Origin of the sequence: Cryobacterium sp. TMS1-13-1 (assembly GCF_004403125.1) — a bacterium.
GTDB classification, from domain to species: domain Bacteria; phylum Actinomycetota; class Actinomycetes; order Actinomycetales; family Microbacteriaceae; genus Cryobacterium; species Cryobacterium levicorallinum.
This window is the reverse complement of the sequence record NZ_SOGX01000010.1, coordinates 178,467-196,436: the sequence shown is the minus strand read 5'-3', so window position 1 is coordinate 196,436 and position 17,970 is coordinate 178,467. Positions and strand designations below refer to the sequence as shown.

Below are 17,970 nucleotides of genomic sequence, written 5' to 3'. Positions count from 1 at the left end.
GCCCAAGGTTTTCCCAAGGTCGGCCGAACAAGGTTGATCCGTGGACCTCCACACCCGTGACCAAGCCACTCCGCCCTGATTCGTTCCAGCTCATAGGTCCGGCTTGACCTCAACACACCATCAATGCAATTACGGGGATACCAATGTGCATTTCTATGAGAGCTCGCGTCGGCATGGGGGTGATGCTCGCCTATGGCGGCACGGCCTGGCTCCACGGGCTTCACGCAGCCTCTGCCCAGCAAGACTGGAGTTCGGGCACCTCAGCGTTGCACTTCCTTCGGGACGGGACATTGTCGCTTTTACTAGTGGTCCCGGCTGTCCTGATCGTGTTCGCGATGATCGCTCGCCTGCGGCCGGCATCTCGGATCATCTCCTTGGCTCGCGCCACGGTCGCGGTCGTCGCTGTCACCACGGCTGTGTTCATGTCAGGTGCGATCGGCCACACGCTGATTTTCTCCTCCGAGCATGCCTCCGCCGCCCAGGCGGTTGCCTCAGCTGTCGCACCGGCTGCCCAGGCAGCTCCTGGCACGAGTGACGCACTTGGTGCTGTCCCGCCACCTGGCGCGCCAGGTGCCCCAGTCGCTGCCGCGACCAAGCCCGGGTTCCACCCACACCAGCCCTCGGCGGCGTGGTTGGCCAAGACGGGCCAATCCAATGGCTCCGCCGAAGCCGCTGCCGACCCGCACGCTGCCCACAACGGCGCCGCTCAGGTCCCTACTGCTGCCGCTGCTGCCGCTGCTGCCGACCCGCACGCTGCGCACAACGGTGCAGCCTCTTCCGCTGGCACTACTGGCGCAGCGGTAGCCGAATCGGCCACGGGCGGCCACATGGAGGCGACCTCGGGTGCTGCACTCTTCGAGCACGGAGCCATCGAGGCCGCTCGCGTCTTCCCGGTGCTTCCGCTCCTCGCCCTGGCAGGCCTCGTCCTGGGCATGCGCCGAAGCGATGATGTGACCGGTGGGTATGCCCCGACGCCGGTACGTCGTGCCCGGTCTGTCGTGGCCCCGACGCCGACACAGCGTGCCCGGTCTGTCGTGGCTTCGACGCCACGTCGCTCTCGCCGGGTCATCGCCGTGGCGGCGGGCTGTGTCGCCCTGATGACGGCTTCCTCCCTGATGAGTCCCTTTGCGGCGACAGCCGTCATTGGCGATCCGACCACCCCGGCCAACGGGGTCTGCCCGGCCGGTGCCCGCGCTATTGAGTACGACCTGGCCGCCTTCCAGGTGACCATCCCTCTCAACGGCTGGGGCGACAAGCTGCCCAACGGCCTGATGTTTGCCCTCAAGAACGCCGACGCAAGGGTGAACAAGGAAAAAATCCTTGCCAACCCCAACCTCACCCAGCCGCTCGTCGTGCGCGCCAACGTCGGTGACTGCGTGTCCGTCAAGGTGCGCAACGACATCGCGGGCCGGCGAATCGGCCTGTCCACCCAGGGCCTCGTTCAAGCGGACGTGAAGACCTCCGACGGCGCACGGGTGGGCCTAAACCCGGACACGACCATCTCCACGGGCACCGAGCGCACCTACACCTGGTACGCCGACCGGGAGGGCGAGGCGCCGCTGTACGACAACGCCAACCTCGACCCTAACGACCCGAAGCACACCACCGTCCAGAACGGCCTGTACGGCGCGGTCGTCGTGCACCCGAAGGACTCGACCTGGCACAATCAGATCACCGGGGCCGACCTGCTCACGGGCGGGCGCGCAGTCGAGTCCCAGCTGTTCGCCGACATCCGGGCAGGCGGGGCCTCGACCCGTTCGGCCGTCATGATCTTCCTCGACGAGAACGAGGGCGTCCTGGACCGGGACGGGAAGCAACCGACCTTCCCGACGACCGGGCTGAGGGACTCGACCTTCGGCATCAACTACCGCTCGGAGCCGCTGCGCAACCGGCTGCGGGCCATCCTCGAGCACCGTGGGACCGTCACTCCGGAGAACCCGGGTGGCGTAGCCAAGACCATCACGCTCCCCAACGGCAAGACCTATGCCCCAACTGACAACTTCTGTAACGGTTACGTGCCCGAGCTCGGCAAGGTCGTCGACGACCCCGGCGCCAAGTGCCTGGGCGAGGAGTCCCACCTGCAGTCGTGGGTCTTTGGCGACGAGGGCAAGCTGACCCGAACCGTCGACGGCGTGAAGGTGACCGATTCGGACAACCTGATCCCGAAGGGGTACGTCGGTGACCCGCTGAAGTTCCACGTCGTCCACCCGGGTGCCAAGGAGACCCACCCATGGCACCAGCACACCCAGCGCTGGAACGCCGACCCGAAGAACCCGAAGTCACCGCTTAACGACGTCCAGTCGTTTGGCCCACATGAGGCTCGGGAGCTGAAGATTGAGGGAGGTGCCGGCGGCACCCAGGGCACGGTCGGTGACACGATCTTCCACTGCCACCTCTACCCGCACTTCGCCCAAGGTTTCTGGGGCCACCTGCGGATCTTCGACAAGTTGCGCGACGGCACGGCACAGTATGCCGACGGCACGCCCCTGGAGGCGCTGCAGGAGCTGCCGAACCGGGCAGGCGCCACGGCGGCCCCGACCGCAGCACAGCCCGGTTTCCCACTGTTCGTCAAGGGTGACATCGGCCAGCGTGCCTACCGTCCGCCGAACGCGGTGGTCAAGGACACCTTCGCTGCAATCCGTCGCCCCGGCGACGCCCCCCGTGGCCCGACCGCGCTTGAGGCTGCAGGGATGCCTGCTCTTGACCCGGGAAAGCCCGGCAACGGCTACATCGACCCGTGCCCGACAACTGCACCGACACGGGTCTACCGGCCACACGTCATCGACACCCCGATCACCTACAACTCCGCGGGCTGGAAGGACAGGCAGGGAAGGGTCTATGTGGAGGAATCCGATGCGGTCGCTGTGCGGACAGGGCAGAAGGCACCCGAGCCGTACACCATCCGGTCCAGGGTTGGTGAGTGCGTTCAGCTGTTCACCACCAACGACCTGCACCTCGACGAGAATCCCAACGTCCCCCTCGACCACGTGAACCGCCTCGACGGTGATTACATGGCCACCGCGGAGACATCCGAGGTCTCGACACACGTGCACCTGGTCAAGTTCGACGAGCTTGCTTCCGACGGCACCAGCGTGGGCTGGAACTACAGCTCCTCGGCGATGCCTGGCCAGACCTACGGCTATCGGTGGTTCGTGGACACAGCCTTGCGGACGACCTTCTTCCACGACCACCAGTACGCCAACCTGCACCAGCAGAAGGGCCTCTATGCCGCGATGAACGTCGAGCCCGCTGACGCCACGTGGCACGATCCGAAGACTGGTGCTGCGACGAACGGGGTCGGCCCCATGGCCGATATCCGCTCAGCCAGCGGCCCGGACTTCCGGGAGATGACCATCTTCTACTCCGACCGAACGCCCATGTGGAAGGACAACGGCACTGGTCCACCGATCAACCCACCTTCGGCACCGGACAACTACGGCCAGGACCAGGGCGGCTACTCAATCAACTACAAGAACGCCCCGTTCCAGATCCGGACGAAACCTGGGGTTAGCGGCGCTAGGGGCGACCCCGCGTACACCTACTCATCCGCGGTAAACGGCGATCCCGATACGCCGCTCCTGAGGGCGTACTCGAAGGACCCCGTGGTCATCCGCAACGTGGCTGGCTCCCACGAGGAGATACACGAGTTCAACCTTCACGGTCACCGTTGGCTGAATGAGCCAAACAACCCCCTGTCTCGGACGGTCGATACCCAAACCCTCATGCTCGCGGAGTACTTCAACTACGAGCTGCAGGGCTCGCAGGTGATCAAGACCAACCCCGGTGCTTCAGCAACAGTCGCCAAAGCCTCGAACAGCGTCGCCAACGGCACCCCGTCGATCCTGCAGGACGGCGCCGGTTCCCCCGGTGACTACCTGTATGGCTCCCCGTTGCTTGAGGACCAGTGGATGGGGATGTGGGGTCTGTTCCGGGTCCCCAAGAACGCGGTCTCCGACCTCCAGCCGCTGCCCGACCGGGCAGCTCCTGGAAGTGGCACCGCGTGGCCAGCCCTCAAACCCGGTGACGCGCTCAAGGTTGCCCCAACCGGAACCCTGGGTTCGGTCACCCCGTGCCCGACAGGGTCCAGGGCGGTCGCGGTCAACGTGTCGGCCATCGCCAAGGACATCGTGTACAACGCGAAGTCAGGTGACCACGACCCGTACGGCACGATGTTCGTGCGGAGTGAGGATGTGACTAAGGTTCGCACGGGTGCCATGAAGACCGAGCCCCTGGTGATCCGAGCGAATGTGGGTGACTGCGTCACGGTGACGCTCAAGAACGAGCTGCCGAAGACGCCCGCAGCGCACACCGGTGACCTACCGTTGCCTGCGGACGTGACGAACTTCCCACGTTCCAACCGGGTGTCCATGCACCCAAACCTGTTGACTTATAATGTCATTGACTCCGACGGGGCGACGGTCGGGTACAACTACGACCAGACCGTGGCGCCAGGAGTTACGACAAAGTACACGTGGTATGCCCATGCCGCGGTCGAGGACGGCGCAGCGAACCTGCTCGACTTCGCTGACCGGCGTGGGAGTCGCCACCACGGGTCCTACGGGTCACTGCTGATCGAGCCAAAGGGCTCGACCTACGTCAACCCCAACTCCGGGGTTGCAATCACCTCGGGCGCACAGGCCAACGTCACCTACACCGACGCCGCCGGCGTCAAACGCAGCTTCCGCGAGGCTGTGCTCAACTGGGTCGACGGCCTGATCCTGCGAGACAAGGCCGGGGCCATCCTCCCCTACCCAGCGGAGGGCGAACCCAGCGACCAGGGGCACCGGGGCATCAACTACACGACCGAGCGTTTCGCCCCTCGCCTGGCGAAGGACCCAGAGGTGGCCAACGTCATGTCGTCGGTGGTGCACGGCGACCCGGCCACACCGCTCGTGCGGGCCTATGTCGGAGACGAGACGCACCTGCGGCTCGTATCGGGCGGTGACCGCGACCGGGCACACACCTTCAGCGTGAACGGGCACGGGTGGCGCTACCAGCCAAGCGACCCGAACGCGATGATCAAGACAGCTGAGGGCGGTCTGCTCACAGGCAACGCCTTCAACTACAACCTGCTCGGAGGGGCCGGTGGACTCCAGAAGCTTCCCGGGGACTACCTCTACCGAGACGGCGGTCTGGAGAACCAGGTCAACCAGGGCCTGTGGGGCATCTTCAGGGTGGAGGACTCTCGCAAGGCGGACCTTAAGCCTCTCCAGTAGTCCATCCATTGTGAAAACAGCTTGAGAACGTGAGCCGGCGGCACCTCGGGTACCACCGGCTCACGCGCGTTGCTGGGCGCGCTGGACCCAGGAGTGCCACCGAGTGGGGCTCGCGGGCCGATATCCTGAACCTCGTGTCCTCAGCACGTGCGCCGCATCCCGCGCGACCAGAACCTGTGAGCCCACGAAAGTCCCGTCGGCGTCCGTCCCGGCGCAGGCCGAGCGAGGTACCGCCGGCACGGTCAGCCCGTATCGCGCGCCGTCTCACCGCGGTGCCCAGAATCAGCTATCCCGACGACCTGCCGGTCGCTGCCTGCAGGGACGATATCGCCGCGGCCATCCGAGACCACAAGGTCGTCATCGCCGCCAGGTCGGTGGCCGAGCGCAGCGCGCAGGAGCTGGACACCGAGCTGGGGACTGCGGTGGGTTATCCCGGTGCGCTTCACCGACCACTCCAGTGGCAACACCCTGGTCAAGGTGATGACCGATGGCATCCTGCTGTACTCCCAGGAGGACTTCAAGGGTCGATCGGAGTTCACCGACCCCGAGATCCTGCGCACCAACCTGGCGTCGGTCATCCTGCAGATGACCTCCCTGGCCCGGGGTGACATCGCAGGTGCTCGGACCACCGACTCGCGCAAGCGGCTCACGGCATACGGTCGCAAGATCGCGGCGCTGCCCCTCGACTTGTGCCTGGCCCGGATGGTCCTGGAGGCCGGAGGCAATGGCGCGCTTCGCGAGGTACTCATCATGACGCGGCGGCAGAAACGGTGAGCAGCAAGAGCAGAGCCAGGGCGGCGACCCCTGCGATAGGGGATACCTTCGGGCGGGCTGTGCCAACGGAGGCTGCCGGTCTGTCCGGTTCTTCCACTGTTCTGCGGTTGGGCCCTGTTGGAGCTGGGTGGTCAGGTAGTTGCTGGGGTTGGTGGACCGCAGGCCGCGTAGAAGAGCCCTTCCCAGCTGTCCTGCCAGGGCCAAGTGAGGCAGGTGGAAGACCGGCCTCCTGGCGCACCCAGCTAGGCGGCCCGGGACCGCGATCACCCACCGCACGTCGTCCGGCGTACAGTCCGGTGACGTCACCGTGCACGGTGACGCCGGTCGGGAGCGAGGGCAGACCAAGCAGCCGCTCGATCCCACTCCGCGGGCAAGAGTGGATGTTCAACCGGTCCGGCTGCACTACTGAGTTAGAGAGGTGCCGTCAGTTCCAGGTGAACCCCGTCCGGGCCACTGAAGAAGAGCATCGCGATACCGAAACCGTCGAGGTCCGTGACCTGGCCGTGCTTAGTTCCCGCTCCGAGTCGCAACAGCGAGGGGGCGGGCAAGCGCCGGGCGCCGCCCAGCCCAGGACTCTTGATCTCATAGAGGTAAATCCGGCAAGTGGGTTATCCAATGCACAGGTTATCCATTTCACGGCCCGAGGAGGGCGGCCTCCCTACTGCTGAGGGTCGGTGGCCGCCAACACCACAACGGGTGTGGCAGCGGCACCGCCCGCGGGCGCTTAGGGCCCGTAAATCAAAGACACACGTAACTCGGCATCTCACGTTCTGAGATCACTTTTGTTGGGCGAACTTTGCTGGGCTCACGCTGTAGTTCCACTCGCCATGGAAGTCGTGCCTGGTCAGGTGCTGGGTTTCCAGATCTGCCATTTCGCGGTCGGTGATCTTGATGCCTTTGGGGTAGATGCTCTCGTCGAGCTCGGCGGTGACGGTCTCACCCCAGCCGCCCGGGCCACCGCCGCGACCCCGCCATGACCCAGCACGCGAGCCTCAGCCCCCATCAGCCACCGTCGCTGACGCTCATCAAGATGCGGGAACAACGCGGCGAACTTGACTGCCAGCGACTCTTCGACCTCCACGGGAACCGACACGGCACAGCCATGGCACCCCAAACGGCATGCGTCTCGGTTATTTACTTACGAGCCCTTAGTCGCGGCGGGTTACCTGGATAGCGCCGGTGTCGGTGTGGTCGGCGGGCAAGGGTCGGGCGATGGGGATTTTGCTGCCGAGCACCATAGCGACCACGTCGCGGGCGATCGCCTGCGGGGTGAGGCCGACGCGCTCCAGGATCTGGGCGCGGGTGCCGTGGTCGAGGAACTGGTCCGGCAGGCCGAGTTCGGTCACCGCGGTGTCAACGCCGGCCTCCCGCAGGTCCTGCCGGATGCGCGTACCGATTCCGCCGACCCGGATGCCGTCTTCGATGGTGACCACGATGCGGTGCGCGGCGGCGAGGGTGATAATACTGCGCGGCACCGGCACGACCCAGCGCGGGTCGACGACCGTCGCTCCGATGCCCTGGGCGGCGAGCCGGTCGGCCACGTCGAGCCCCAGCGCGGCCATCGGACCGACCGTGACGATCAGCACATCCTGTTGGGTCGCCTCCTGCAGCACGTCGACACCATCGTCGAGGCGGCGGATGGCCTCGAACTCCAGGCCGACGGTGCCCTTGGGGTAGCGCAAGACCGTGGGTCCGTCTTCGACGGCGACGGCCTCGGCCAGTTCTTCGCGCAGGCGCACGGAGTCCCGCGGCGCGGCCAGCCGAATGTTGGGGACGACCTGCAGAATGGCGAGGTCCCACATGCCGTGGTGACTGGGACCATCGGGGCCGGTGACTCCGGCCCGGTCGAGTACAAAGGTGACGCCGGCTTTGTGCAGGGCCACATCCATCAGCACCTGGTCGAAAGCGCGGTTGATGAACGTGGCGTAGAGGGCGACAACCGGGTGCAGGCCGCCGAAGGCCAGCCCGGCGGCGCTCGTCACGGCGTGCTGTTCGGCGATGCCCACGTCGTGCACGCGGGCCGGAAAACGTTCGGCCATCTTGTGCAGCCCGGTCGGGCGCAGCATGGCGGCGGTAATGCCGACGATACGATCGTTCTCGGTGGCCAGTCGCAACAGTTCGTCGGCAAAAACCGACGTCCAGGATGCCGCGCCCGCCTCTTCGACGGATTCGCCGGTCTCCGGGTCGATCTGCCCGACCGCGTGGAACTGGTCGGCCGTGTCTTGCACGGCCGGGTCGTAGCCCTTGCCCTTCTGGGTGATGGCGTGCACGATGACCGGCGCGCCGTAGCCCTTGGCCTGGGCGAGGGCCTCCTCCATGGCGTGCACGTCGTGCCCGTCAATGGGACCGATGTACTTGATGTCGAGGTTGGAATAGAGCGCTTCGTTGTTGGTGACCCGGCTGAGGAACCCGTGCAGACCGCCGCGCACCCCGCGGTACATGGCCCGGCCGGGCGCGCCGAGTTTGTCAAACACTTTCTGACTGGTCAGGTAGGCGTCGCGGTAGGCCGCGCGGGTACGCACAGTATTCAAAAAGCGCGCCATACCGCCAATCGTCGGCGCGTAGGATCGGCCGTTGTCGTTGACCACGATGATGAGTCGACGCGTGTTGTCGTCGCTGATGTTATTGAGGGCTTCCCAGGTCATGCCGCCGGTCAGCGCGCCGTCGCCGACGACGGCGACCACGTGCCGGTCGGTCTGGCCGGTCATCTCGAAGGCTCGGGAGATACCGTCGGCCCAGGACAACGAACTGGAGGCGTGCGAGCTTTCGACGATGTCGTGCTCGGACTCCGAACGTTGCGGATAGCCCGCGAGACCGTCGAACGAGCGCAGCTTGCTGAAGTCCTGACGACCGGTGAGGAGCTTGTGTACGTAAGACTGGTGGCCGGTATCGAAGACGATGGCGTCGGTCGGTGAATGAAAAACCCGGTGGATGGCGATGGTCAGTTCGACGACACCGAGGTTTGGCCCGAGGTGTCCGCCGGTCTTCGAAATCTCGCGCACCAGAAACCGCCGAATATCGGCGGCCAGCTGTGGCAGCTGCTCTTTCGAAAGACCATCGAGGTCCCGCGGACCATGAATCGTCTCCAGAAGGATCATCCGTCATACCTTTCATTGCTGCTCTACAAAACAGTGCTATCCAGATCAAGCCAAACCGGCGCGCAGACCCGAGTGAATCGAGTCTACGCGCCGGTGTCGTGCTGGTAGAGCGAGGCGCTGCCAGCGCCCCGGTTCACTCAGACGAGCGAACGCAGCACGTACTGCAGGATGCCGCCGTTGCGGTAGTACTCGGCTTCACCCGGGGTGTCGATGCGCACGATGGCGTCGAACTCGACCGGTGCCTTGCCGGCGGCCGAGAATTCACTCGGAACGCAGGTCACCCGCACGGCCTTCGGCGTCGTGCCGTTGTTCAGTTCGGTGATGCCGGAGACCGAGACGATCTCGGTGCCATCGAGACCGAGCGAGTCGGCGGTTTCGCCGACCGGGAACTGCAGGGGCACAACGCCCATGCCGATGAGGTTCGAGCGGTGGATGCGCTCGAAGCTCTCAACGATGACGGCCTTGACACCGAGAAGACTCGTGCCCTTGGCTGCCCAGTCCCGGCTGGAACCCGAACCGTACTCCTTGCCACCGAAGATGACGAGCGGGGTACCGGCGGCCTGGTAGTTCTGGCTGGCATCGTAGATGTCGGCCTGCGGGCCGCTCGCGACGGTGAAGTCGCGGGTGAAGCCACCCTCGACGTTGTCGAGGAGCTGGTTGCGCAGACGGATGTTCGCGAAGGTTCCGCGAATCATGACCTCGTGGTTGCCACGACGCGAGCCGTAGGAGTTGTAGTCCCCACGGGCGATGCCGTGCTCGGCCAGGTAACGGCCGGCGGGGCCATCCGCTTTAATCGAACCGGCGGGGCTGATGTGGTCGGTGGTGACCGAGTCGCCGAGCTTGGCGAGCACGCGGGCACCGCTGATGTCCACGACCGGGCTGGTCTCGAGCGTCATGCCGTCGAAGTACGGGGGCTTCCGCACGTAGGTGCTCTCGGCGTCCCAGGCGAAGGTGTCGCCGATGGGGGTGTGCAGGGACTTCCAGCGGTCGTCACCCTCGAAGACACCGGCGTACTGGGTCTCGAACATGTTGGAGTCGATCGACTCGTCGATGGTCTTCTGCACCTCGTCGGCGTCGGGCCAGATGTCCTTGAGGAACACGTCGTTACCCTCGGTGTCCTGACCGAGCGAATCGGTGTCGAAGTCGAAGTTCATCGTGCCGGCGAGGGCGTAGGCGATAACCAGCGGCGGGCTCGCAAGGTAGTTCATCTTCACGTCGGGGTTGATGCGTCCCTCGAAGTTGCGGTTACCGGAGAGCACGGCGGTGACGGCGAGGTCGTTGTCTTGCACGGCCGAGGAGATTTCGTCCTCGAGCGGACCGGAGTTGCCGATGCAGGTGGTGCAGCCGTAGCCGACGAGGTAGAAGCCAAGGTCTTCGAGGTAGCCGTTGAGGCCGGCCTTCGCGTAGTACTCGGTGACGACCTTGGAGCCGGGCGCGAGGGTGGTCTTGACCCACGGCTTGCTCTTGAGTCCCTTCAGGCTCGCATTGCGGGCCAGCAGGCCGGCCGCGAGCATAACGCTCGGGTTCGACGTGTTGGTGCACGAGGTGATGGCCGCGATCGCTACGGCGCCGTTGTCGATCGTGAACTCGCGACCGTCGGCGAGCTTCACGTCGGTGGGCTGAGGGTGCGACTTCGTCGGGTGGCTGGTGTGACGCACCAGGCCAGCCTGGTAGGCGTGCTCGTGCGCGGTCACTTCGTCTTGCGAGGTGAGGCCGAGCGGGTCAGAGGCGGGGAAAGTACCCTCTACTGCCGCATCCACCAGGGAGACGGGGCCGTTGGCGTAGTTGTCCAGGTCGCGCTCGAACTGCGACTTCGACTCGGAGAGGATGATGCGGTCCTGCGGGCGCTTCGGTCCGGCGATCGAGGGAACGACCGTGGAGAGGTCGAGCTCGAGGTATTCGCTGAACACCGGCTCCACATCGGGGTTGTGCCAGAGGCCCTGCAGCTTCGAGTAGGCCTCGACCAGCGCGACCTGCTCTTCGCTGCGCCCGGTGAGACGCAGGTAGCCGAGGGTCACATCGTCGATCGGGAACATCGCGGCCGTCGAGCCGAACTCGGGGCTCATGTTACCGATGGTGGCACGGTTGGCGAGCGGCACTGAGGCGACACCCGATCCGTAGAATTCGACGAACTTGCCCACCACGCCGTGCTTGCGGAGCATCTGCGTGATGGTGAGCACGACATCCGTTGCGGTGACGCCGGCCGGGATGACGCCGGAGAGCTTGAAGCCGACAACCTTGGGGATGAGCATGGAAACCGACTGGCCGAGCATCGCCGCTTCGGCTTCGATTCCGCCGACGCCCCAGCCGAGCACGCCCAGGCCGTTGACCATGGTCGTGTGCGAGTCGGTGCCGACGCAGGTGTCTGGGTAAGCCTGGAGAACGCCGTTGACCTCACGGGTCATGGTGACGCGGGCGAGATACTCGATGTTGACCTGGTGCACGATGCCGGTTCCCGGGGGAACGACCTTGAAGTCGTCGAACGCGGTCTGACCCCAGCGGAGGAACTGGTAGCGCTCACCGTTGCGCTCGTACTCGATCTCGACGTTGCGCTCGAACGAGTCGGTCGTGCCGAACAGGTCGGCGACAACGGAGTGGTCGATGACCATTTCGGTCGGGGCGAGCGGGTTGATTTTCTTGGCGTCGCCGCCGAGGTCGACGAGGGCTTCGCGCATGGTGGCGAGGTCGACGATGCAGGGAACGCCGGTGAAGTCCTGCATGACGACGCGCGCCGGCGTGTACTGGATCTCGGTGTCGGGTTCCGCGGTGGGAACCCAGGAGCCGAGGGCACGAATGTGCTCGGCGGTGATGTTGGCTCCATCTTCGGTGCGGAGCAGGTTCTCCAGCAGCACCTTCAGGCTGTATGGCAGTTTGTCGTAACCGTCGACCGCGTCGAGACGAAAGACTTCATAGTCTGTCGAACCAACGCGCAGGGTGTCTTTGGCTCCGAAGCTATTTACCGCGGTACTTTTTGAATCCGACACAGTGCCCTCTCCGTTGTAGGAGCCGACGGGAAACCGGCGGCAATCCTCAATTCTTGTGGCAGGCACAACCGCGTGCCAGCAAGGCAAGCCTTACCGGCGGATGCCGGGAGCTGCCTTTTTCCATCGAGTTGCGCCGACGAGTGATCGCCGGTCAACTATCTTGACGTCAAGATAACTCTAGCAGTGCGCCCGAGCGCGCAGAGGTCGATTCTCAGAGCGCGTCGGCGGCATCCGCTTTGCGATAGACCGAGCGCACCATGAGCCAGGACACGACGAGCAACGGCGCGTAGAGCGGGATGCCCATAAGGAGCTTCATGGAGGCGAGCAGTTCGACGTTATTGGCGAGGTAGAGCGGCAGCTGCACGGCGAGGCGTCCGAGGAACAGGCCGGTCCAGCACAGGGTGAGAATGGTCAGCACGCGCCGCTTGCTGGCATCGAGGCGCCAGGCGATGCCGTCGCCCATGAGGAACCCGACGGCGACGCCGATCAGCGGCCAGCGCACGAGCACGGAGATGAGCAGGGCGGCACCGTAGCCGGCGTTGGTCCACAGGCCGACCAGGAAGAAATCGGAGGGCTTGCCGGAGAAGAGAGCCAGCGCGACGCTGATAGCGGTGCCGACCAGGCCGCCGAGGGCCGGCGTCGTCGTCTGCCTGGTGATCGCGCGCAGTGCGACGAAGATCACGCCGATGACCAGCGGAGCGACGAGTGAGGGAAGCAGGGTGCCGATCGGGTCACTCGTCACATCGGTCGACGGGTCGATAGTCAGTGTGTAGGTGACTAGAAAAACAAGGCCGGGCAGTACAGCTTCAATCAGACCGCGGATGCCGCCCATCGCCTTCAATAGGGCCTGTCCACTGATCGGCTCCCCCTCGGTCGCCGCTCCGAATCCGGCCCGGCGGGCCGCCCCGGCCATCGACTCGGCGAACAGGGCTGACGCGGTCTGCGCCTGCTCCGGCGTTGGAGCGGGTTCCGGCGCCGCGGCTGGCGTCGGCACCGGCTCGTGCGCTTCATCGCGCTGGCCCTGCTGTCCGTTCTGACCGGGGGTGTCGCTCATGGCTCGTTAGACCGCGGCGGTCTCGGTCGCGCCGGTGGGCGAGGCGGGCATGCGCAGCGGAATCAGATCACGCGGCGGCATCGGGGTTCCCCCTCGCACGACGACGATACTGCGGAACAGGTCTTCGATCTGCGCTGCGGCATTCGGATCGATCGCGCCCTCGCCCGCGATCACACCGCGCAGAAACCAGCGCGGCCCGTCGACGCCGATGAAACGGGCCAGGCGGGTGACGCCGCCGGCTTCCTGACCGGCCGCAACCGGAATCTCGGCGACCAGTTCCGGCCCGAACGGGCCCTCGCGCGGTGTCGTGGTACCGCCCTGCTTGCCGATCTGGTCGGCGATCTGGTCGCGAATCTCATGCCACAGGCCGCTCGACCGCGGAGCGGCGAACGGCTGCACCTGCAGGGTCGACCCGGCGAAGTCGAGGCCGATGGCGACGACGCGCTTGCTGCCCTCTTCAATTTCGAGGCGCAGGTGCAGGCCTTCCCGCGGCAGAATCTTGATACCGCCGAGGTCGACGTATGGCCGCACCGGGTTGGCTTCGGACTCGTCGAACGGGCCATCGCTCTCGCGGTTCTCTGGTGCCGATTTAGCATGGGGCTCGAGGAAGTCCCCGGGGGTCGTGGTGTCAGTCACCGATTTTCTCCTTCGCGCTGGGCAGTATCGCCCGACAATGGTGCACTTTCTAGTGGAGCAGCTTCTACGCCCGTTGAACCGAAGCCGCCCTCGCCGCGGTGGCTGCCGGGCAGCCGGTCCACGGCGATGAAGGTGGCCCGGGCAACGGGCATCACAATGAGTTGGGCGATGCGGTCGCCGATATTGATCGTGAACGACTCGTTCTGGTCGGTATTGAGCAGAGCCACCTTGATTTCGCCGCGGTAGCCGGCATCCACTGTCCCCGGGGAATTCACGATGGTGATGCCGCGCTTGGACGCCAGGCCGCTGCGCGGAACCACAAAGGCGGCAAACCCGTCGGGCAAGGCGATCGACACGCCGGTGCCGACAAGTGCACGACAACCGGGAGCGAGCATGAGGGCCTCGGCCGAATGCAGGTCAGCCCCGGCATCACCGGGATGTGCGTAGTTCGGGAGGATGGATGCTTGGATCAGTACTTCGACGCTTTCTGCCACGTGTCGAGGGTAGTGCAGATATCTGATCGAATAGAGCCATGCCTCATTACCGCGAAAAACTCTGGCCTACTCCGTGGGCCTTCATCGTCACCGCACTGGTGATACCGGCGAGCATCCTGGTGCTCGTCCCGATTTCCCTGCCGGCCGGCATCATCACGGCCGCCGTTCTCTACGGCGGCTGCGTAGTGCTGCTCGTGCTGGCCTCACCGGTGGTGCGGGTGCAGAACGGCGAGCTGAAAGCCGGCCCGGCCACGATTTCTACCCACCTTGTGGGGGAAGCCGTCTCCTTTATCAAGGCCGAAGCCACCCAGGAGCGCGGACCCCGGCTGGATGCCCGGGCCTGGCTGCTCATTCGCGGCTGGATCGACCCGGTCGTGCGCGTTCCGATCGTCGATCCGACCGATCCGGCGCCGTATTGGATCATCTCCAGCCGGCACCCGACGGAGTTGGCCGCCGCGATCAATGGATCACGAACGACCAACGTCGGTTAGCAGGTTTAGGAGTCGCACTCCAGGCAGACCATTCCGAGCTTGGTCTCGTGGCCCATCTGCGAACGGTGCTTCACGAGGAAGCAATTCACGCAGGTGAATTCGTCGGCCTGCGCGGGCAGAACGACGACATCGAGGTCCAGGTCGGACAGGTCGGCGCCGGGTAGATCGAACCCACCCGGGTTGTCGGAGTCGTCAACATCAACGCTGCCGGACATTTTATCTGGCACACGTTCCTTGAGGGCCTCGATCGACTCGGAGTCGTCTTCAGTCTTTCGGGGTGCGTCGTAATCGGTTGCCATGCCCATCCATTTCAGTTACGCCGATAATTGAAATCGGCGGGCACAGTTTCCAATAATCCGGACGGAATAGCAAACCGTCCGCCAACCTTTTTATTCGGACACGGAAAACAACTTGCGGCACGCCCAGCGTATTCCCGCGAAATTGCCCCAAGTCGTGGCAGTCTTGCAGCCAACGGTAATCGCGAGAGGGCTTGTCTTCATGCAGGAATTGAAGGTTATTGGGGTTGAGAACGGTGCGCTGCTCGCAGCGTCCGAAGATGGTGACCGATATCGCATCGCCATCGACGAGGTTCTTCAGTCCCGGCTTCGCCAAACCCAGACAGAGCGGAGCCTCGCGCCCAAACTCTCCCCCCGGGAGGTTCAGGCGCACATTCGCTCCGGCATGTCCGCCGAGGATGTCGCGGCCGTCACCGGCGCGTCCCTCGACTACGTGCGCCGCTTCGAGGGCCCGGTCGTAGCCGAACGGGAGTACATCGTCTCGTCGGCGCTCAGCGTGCCGGTACACACCGCGATCGATCCGGATCCGGTCGACGAAAACGTCAACTTCGGCAGCGTCATTCGGGAGCGTCTCGCCTCGCTCGGCGCCACCGGCGAACGTTGGGCCAGCTGGAAAGAGCCCGGCGGCGGCTGGATCGTCAAGCTGTCGTTCACCGCAGATGAGATCGACCACGACGCCCGCTGGGGCTTCGAACCCAAGAAGAACTCACTATCGCCGGTCGGCAGCGAGGCCATCGCGCTCTCGCAGCAGGGCGAGCTCAAGGGCTCGCTCATTCCCCGGCTGCGCGCGGTCGGCTCGGAGACGAGCGCCGCCGATGTCTCCCGCTTCGACAGCAACGCCTTCAACTTCAAGGAATCCCTGCCCGACGAAATTTTGAACGACACCAGCCCGAACCTCGAGGCTGTGCCGTTTTCCCGTTCGCTCAGCCGGGATGATGCTGTGTCCAAAGCCGCGATCAAACGCGCTGCCGAGCCGGCATCGAACATGAGCGAAACCGCCGATCTTCTGGAATCGTTGCGTCGACGCCGCGGCGAACGCGAGGCGGCTGGCAGCCGGGATGCTGCGGCGGCCCAGCCGACGGCATCCGCTTCGGTGCAGCCTGCGGCAATGATGCGGCCCCGTCGGTCCACGGCCATGGACAGTCCGGTTACCGACGAGTCCAGTGCGGCGCCGGCGACCACGCCGGAACCGACCGGCAACGCCTGGGCCAACCAGGCCGCCCGCGCCCAAGAGCGCACCAACCATGGGCGCACCACACCCAAGCGCGGTCGAGCATCGATGCCGAGCTGGGACGAAATCGTGTTCGGAGCTCGCACCGACGACGACCTGGGCTAGGCGCGGGCTGATCATTACGGGCGCTGCCGCCTCCCGCGCCGACGTTCTGCGCCTGCACGCCCAGGGCCTGGCCGGGCCACCGCTGCTGGGGCCGTTGCGGTCGTCGAGCGGATGCGCGCGGTGCAGGCCCAGGACTACCCGGCGGCCCAGTAGGCCATCGGGGTGCGCTCCCCCGGCACAACGCTGGACGAGGTACAGGCCAGCGTCAATTCGGGTGACATCGTGCGTTCGTGGCCGATGCGCGGCACGCTGCACCAGGTTCCGGCCGGCGTGCAGCGTGTAAGACGGGTTTGTCGGCATCCGCTTGAGGAGAGGTCGGGTTAGCCTTGAGCAGTGAAACTAACATCGGCCCTGCGCATCCCCACCCGACTCCCGGTGCTGCAGGTCGTGAAGATGGCCGTCGCCGTCGCCCTGGCCTGGATCGTCTCCCAGCTGCTGCTGCCCAACGACCTGCCGATCTTTGCCGCGATTGCGGCTCTGCTCGTGGTGCAGCCGAGTGTCAATCAGACCCTCGGCCGCGCGATCGAACGTACCGCTGGCGTCATCGGCGGAGTCATTATCGCCTCCACGATCGGCTTCTTCCTCGGCCAGTCCAGCTGGGTTGTACTCGGCACGATCGTGGTCAGCATCCTCGTCGCCTGGGCGCTGCGGCTGTCGCCGGTGTCGGCGAGCCAGATTCCGATCAGCGCCATGCTCGTGCTCGCGCTCGGCGCGACGACGCCGGGGTATGCCCTCGATCGCATCTTTGAAACGTTCATCGGTGCGGGGATCGCGCTGATCATCAACGCCCTGATCGTTCCGCCGGTGCTGATTGCGCCGGCACGCGATGCTGTGGCCCTGCTCGCTCGCGAGGTGGCTGATACCTTCGAGCGCATCGCCCAGGCGCTGCGCACCCCGCAGAGCCCGGTCGACCTGATGGAGCTGATGATCAAGGCCCGGCTGCTGCGCCCCATGCTGGTCAAGGCGGAGAAGGCCATCGTGCAGGCGGAGGAGAGCCTCATGCTCAACCCGCGCAAGGCCAAACTGCGCCTGGCGCTCGACGCCGACCATGAGATGATCGGGCGGCTGCCGACCCTCGTGACCCGCGCTATCGGCATGACCCGGGCCCTGCACGATCACTACGATGCCTCCCTGCAGTTGGAGCCGAGCGTTCAGGCCTTTTCCGAGGAGCTGGCCCGGGCTGCGCACGATCTGCGGCTGCTCGCTCGCGCGGAGGGCGACCTCACGGTGGCGCCCGAGCCGCCGGCCCCCGAGGTGCTGGCCCTGACCGCGCCGCTGCGCATCGTGACGCCGCACCCGGACCACTGGATTCTGATCGGCTCGCTCATGGAGGACCTGCGCCGGGTGCGCGAGGAGATCGTCGGCGACCGGGCCTGAGCCGCCCGGAGCATCCGTTCGATAGCCGCGCCCCATTTCGGTAGCCGCTACGCCGATTACCGTAGCGGCTACCCAAACCGGGCGCACTCACGATCGACAGCCGAAGTCGACGGTGGTGACCGCGGCCCCGTTGGGTGCGCGCTACGCCGATTACCGTAGCGGCTACCCAAACCGGGCAAGGTCATCCCTGACCGGCACAGAAAAACGGATGCCG

Annotated in this window: 10 protein-coding genes and 3 pseudogenes; 5 read left to right on the top strand and 8 right to left on the bottom strand. The window is 65.5% G+C overall.

The genetic code is table 11. The features are described from left to right. Window positions 1-305: 305 nt before the first annotated feature. Together E3T31_RS10225 and E3T31_RS18330 are read left to right on the top strand one after the other, a co-directional pair. Window positions 306-5,216, top strand: a complete 4,911-nt coding sequence (locus E3T31_RS10225) for a multicopper oxidase domain-containing protein (protein WP_166788467.1) — start codon at window positions 306-308, stop codon at window positions 5,214-5,216. Window positions 5,217-5,392: 176 nt separating this feature from the next. Further along, window positions 5,393-5,969 (top strand): annotated as a pseudogene (locus E3T31_RS18330) (hypothetical protein); the annotation flags it as partial. Between the two features lie 797 nt (window positions 5,970-6,766). Here the strand turns inward: E3T31_RS18330 and E3T31_RS10215 are convergent. The 7 genes and pseudogenes from E3T31_RS10215 to dut all read right to left on the bottom strand — a co-directional run. After that, a pseudogene (locus tag E3T31_RS10215) lies at window positions 6,767-6,931 on the bottom strand (hypothetical protein); the annotation flags it as partial. Continuing rightward, window positions 6,928-7,071: pseudogene (locus E3T31_RS10210) on the bottom strand (ISAzo13 family transposase); the annotation flags it as partial. The pseudogenes E3T31_RS10210 and E3T31_RS10215, both read right to left, overlap by 4 nt. Before the next feature lie 67 nt (window positions 7,072-7,138). Continuing rightward, window positions 7,139-9,088, bottom strand: a complete 1,950-nt coding sequence (gene dxs, locus E3T31_RS10205) for a 1-deoxy-D-xylulose-5-phosphate synthase (RefSeq protein ID WP_134468635.1) — start codon at window positions 9,086-9,088, stop codon at window positions 7,139-7,141. Window positions 9,089-9,225: 137 nt separating this feature from the next. After that, window positions 9,226-12,072: an aconitate hydratase gene (locus tag E3T31_RS10200; protein WP_134468634.1), complete on the bottom strand. Its 2,847-nt coding sequence runs from the start codon at window positions 12,070-12,072 to the stop codon at window positions 9,226-9,228. A gap of 211 nt (window positions 12,073-12,283) precedes the next feature. Next, window positions 12,284-13,126 carry a DUF3159 domain-containing protein gene (locus E3T31_RS10195; RefSeq protein ID WP_134468633.1) on the bottom strand — a complete coding sequence of 281 codons (843 nt, stop codon included), beginning with the start codon at window positions 13,124-13,126 and terminating at the stop codon, window positions 12,284-12,286. A 6-nt stretch (window positions 13,127-13,132) separates the two neighbouring features. Then, window positions 13,133-13,762: a DUF3710 domain-containing protein gene (locus tag E3T31_RS10190; protein WP_134468632.1), complete on the bottom strand. Its 630-nt coding sequence runs from the start codon at window positions 13,760-13,762 to the stop codon at window positions 13,133-13,135. Then, window positions 13,759-14,256 carry a dUTP diphosphatase gene (gene dut / locus E3T31_RS10185; protein ID WP_134468631.1) on the bottom strand — a complete coding sequence of 166 codons (498 nt, stop codon included), beginning with the start codon at window positions 14,254-14,256 and terminating at the stop codon, window positions 13,759-13,761. Before dut ends, E3T31_RS10190 begins: the two co-directional genes overlap by 4 nt. Window positions 14,257-14,294: 38 nt before the next feature. Here dut and E3T31_RS10180 point away from each other — a divergent pair, with 38 nt between their 5' ends. Further along, window positions 14,295-14,747, top strand: coding sequence for a DUF3093 domain-containing protein (locus tag E3T31_RS10180; RefSeq protein ID WP_134468630.1), 453 nt, complete (start codon window positions 14,295-14,297; stop codon window positions 14,745-14,747). 5 nt (window positions 14,748-14,752) lie between these two features. Here E3T31_RS10180 and E3T31_RS10175 read toward each other — a convergent pair whose 3' ends face one another. Then, window positions 14,753-15,046: a DUF4193 domain-containing protein gene (locus E3T31_RS10175; RefSeq protein WP_092449195.1), complete on the bottom strand. Its 294-nt coding sequence runs from the start codon at window positions 15,044-15,046 to the stop codon at window positions 14,753-14,755. 199 nt (window positions 15,047-15,245) lie between these two features. Here E3T31_RS10175 and sepH point away from each other — a divergent pair, with 199 nt between their 5' ends. Next, window positions 15,246-16,379: a septation protein SepH gene (gene sepH, locus E3T31_RS10170; RefSeq protein WP_134468629.1), complete on the top strand. Its 1,134-nt coding sequence runs from the start codon at window positions 15,246-15,248 to the stop codon at window positions 16,377-16,379. A 333-nt stretch (window positions 16,380-16,712) separates the two neighbouring features. Further along, entirely contained in the window at window positions 16,713-17,756 is a 1,044-nt protein-coding gene (locus tag E3T31_RS10165; RefSeq protein WP_166788466.1) for an aromatic acid exporter family protein, read from the top strand. Window positions 17,757-17,970 lie beyond the last annotated feature (214 nt).

What these genes read in the sequence shown, in the direction of transcription:
- E3T31_RS10180 (WP_134468630.1), top strand. Translation starts at nt 14,295, where the DNA reads ATGCCTCATTACCGCGAAAAACTCTGGCCTACTCCGTGGGCCTTCATC.
- dxs (WP_134468635.1), bottom strand. Translation starts at nt 9,088, where the DNA reads ATGATCCTTCTGGAGACGATTCATGGTCCGCGGGACCTCGATGGTCTT.
- E3T31_RS10175 (WP_092449195.1), bottom strand. Translation starts at nt 15,046, where the DNA reads ATGGCAACCGATTACGACGCACCCCGAAAGACTGAAGACGACTCCGAG.
- E3T31_RS10195 (WP_134468633.1), bottom strand. Translation starts at nt 13,126, where the DNA reads ATGAGCGACACCCCCGGTCAGAACGGACAGCAGGGCCAGCGCGATGAA.
- sepH (WP_134468629.1), top strand. Translation starts at nt 15,246, where the DNA reads ATGCAGGAATTGAAGGTTATTGGGGTTGAGAACGGTGCGCTGCTCGCA.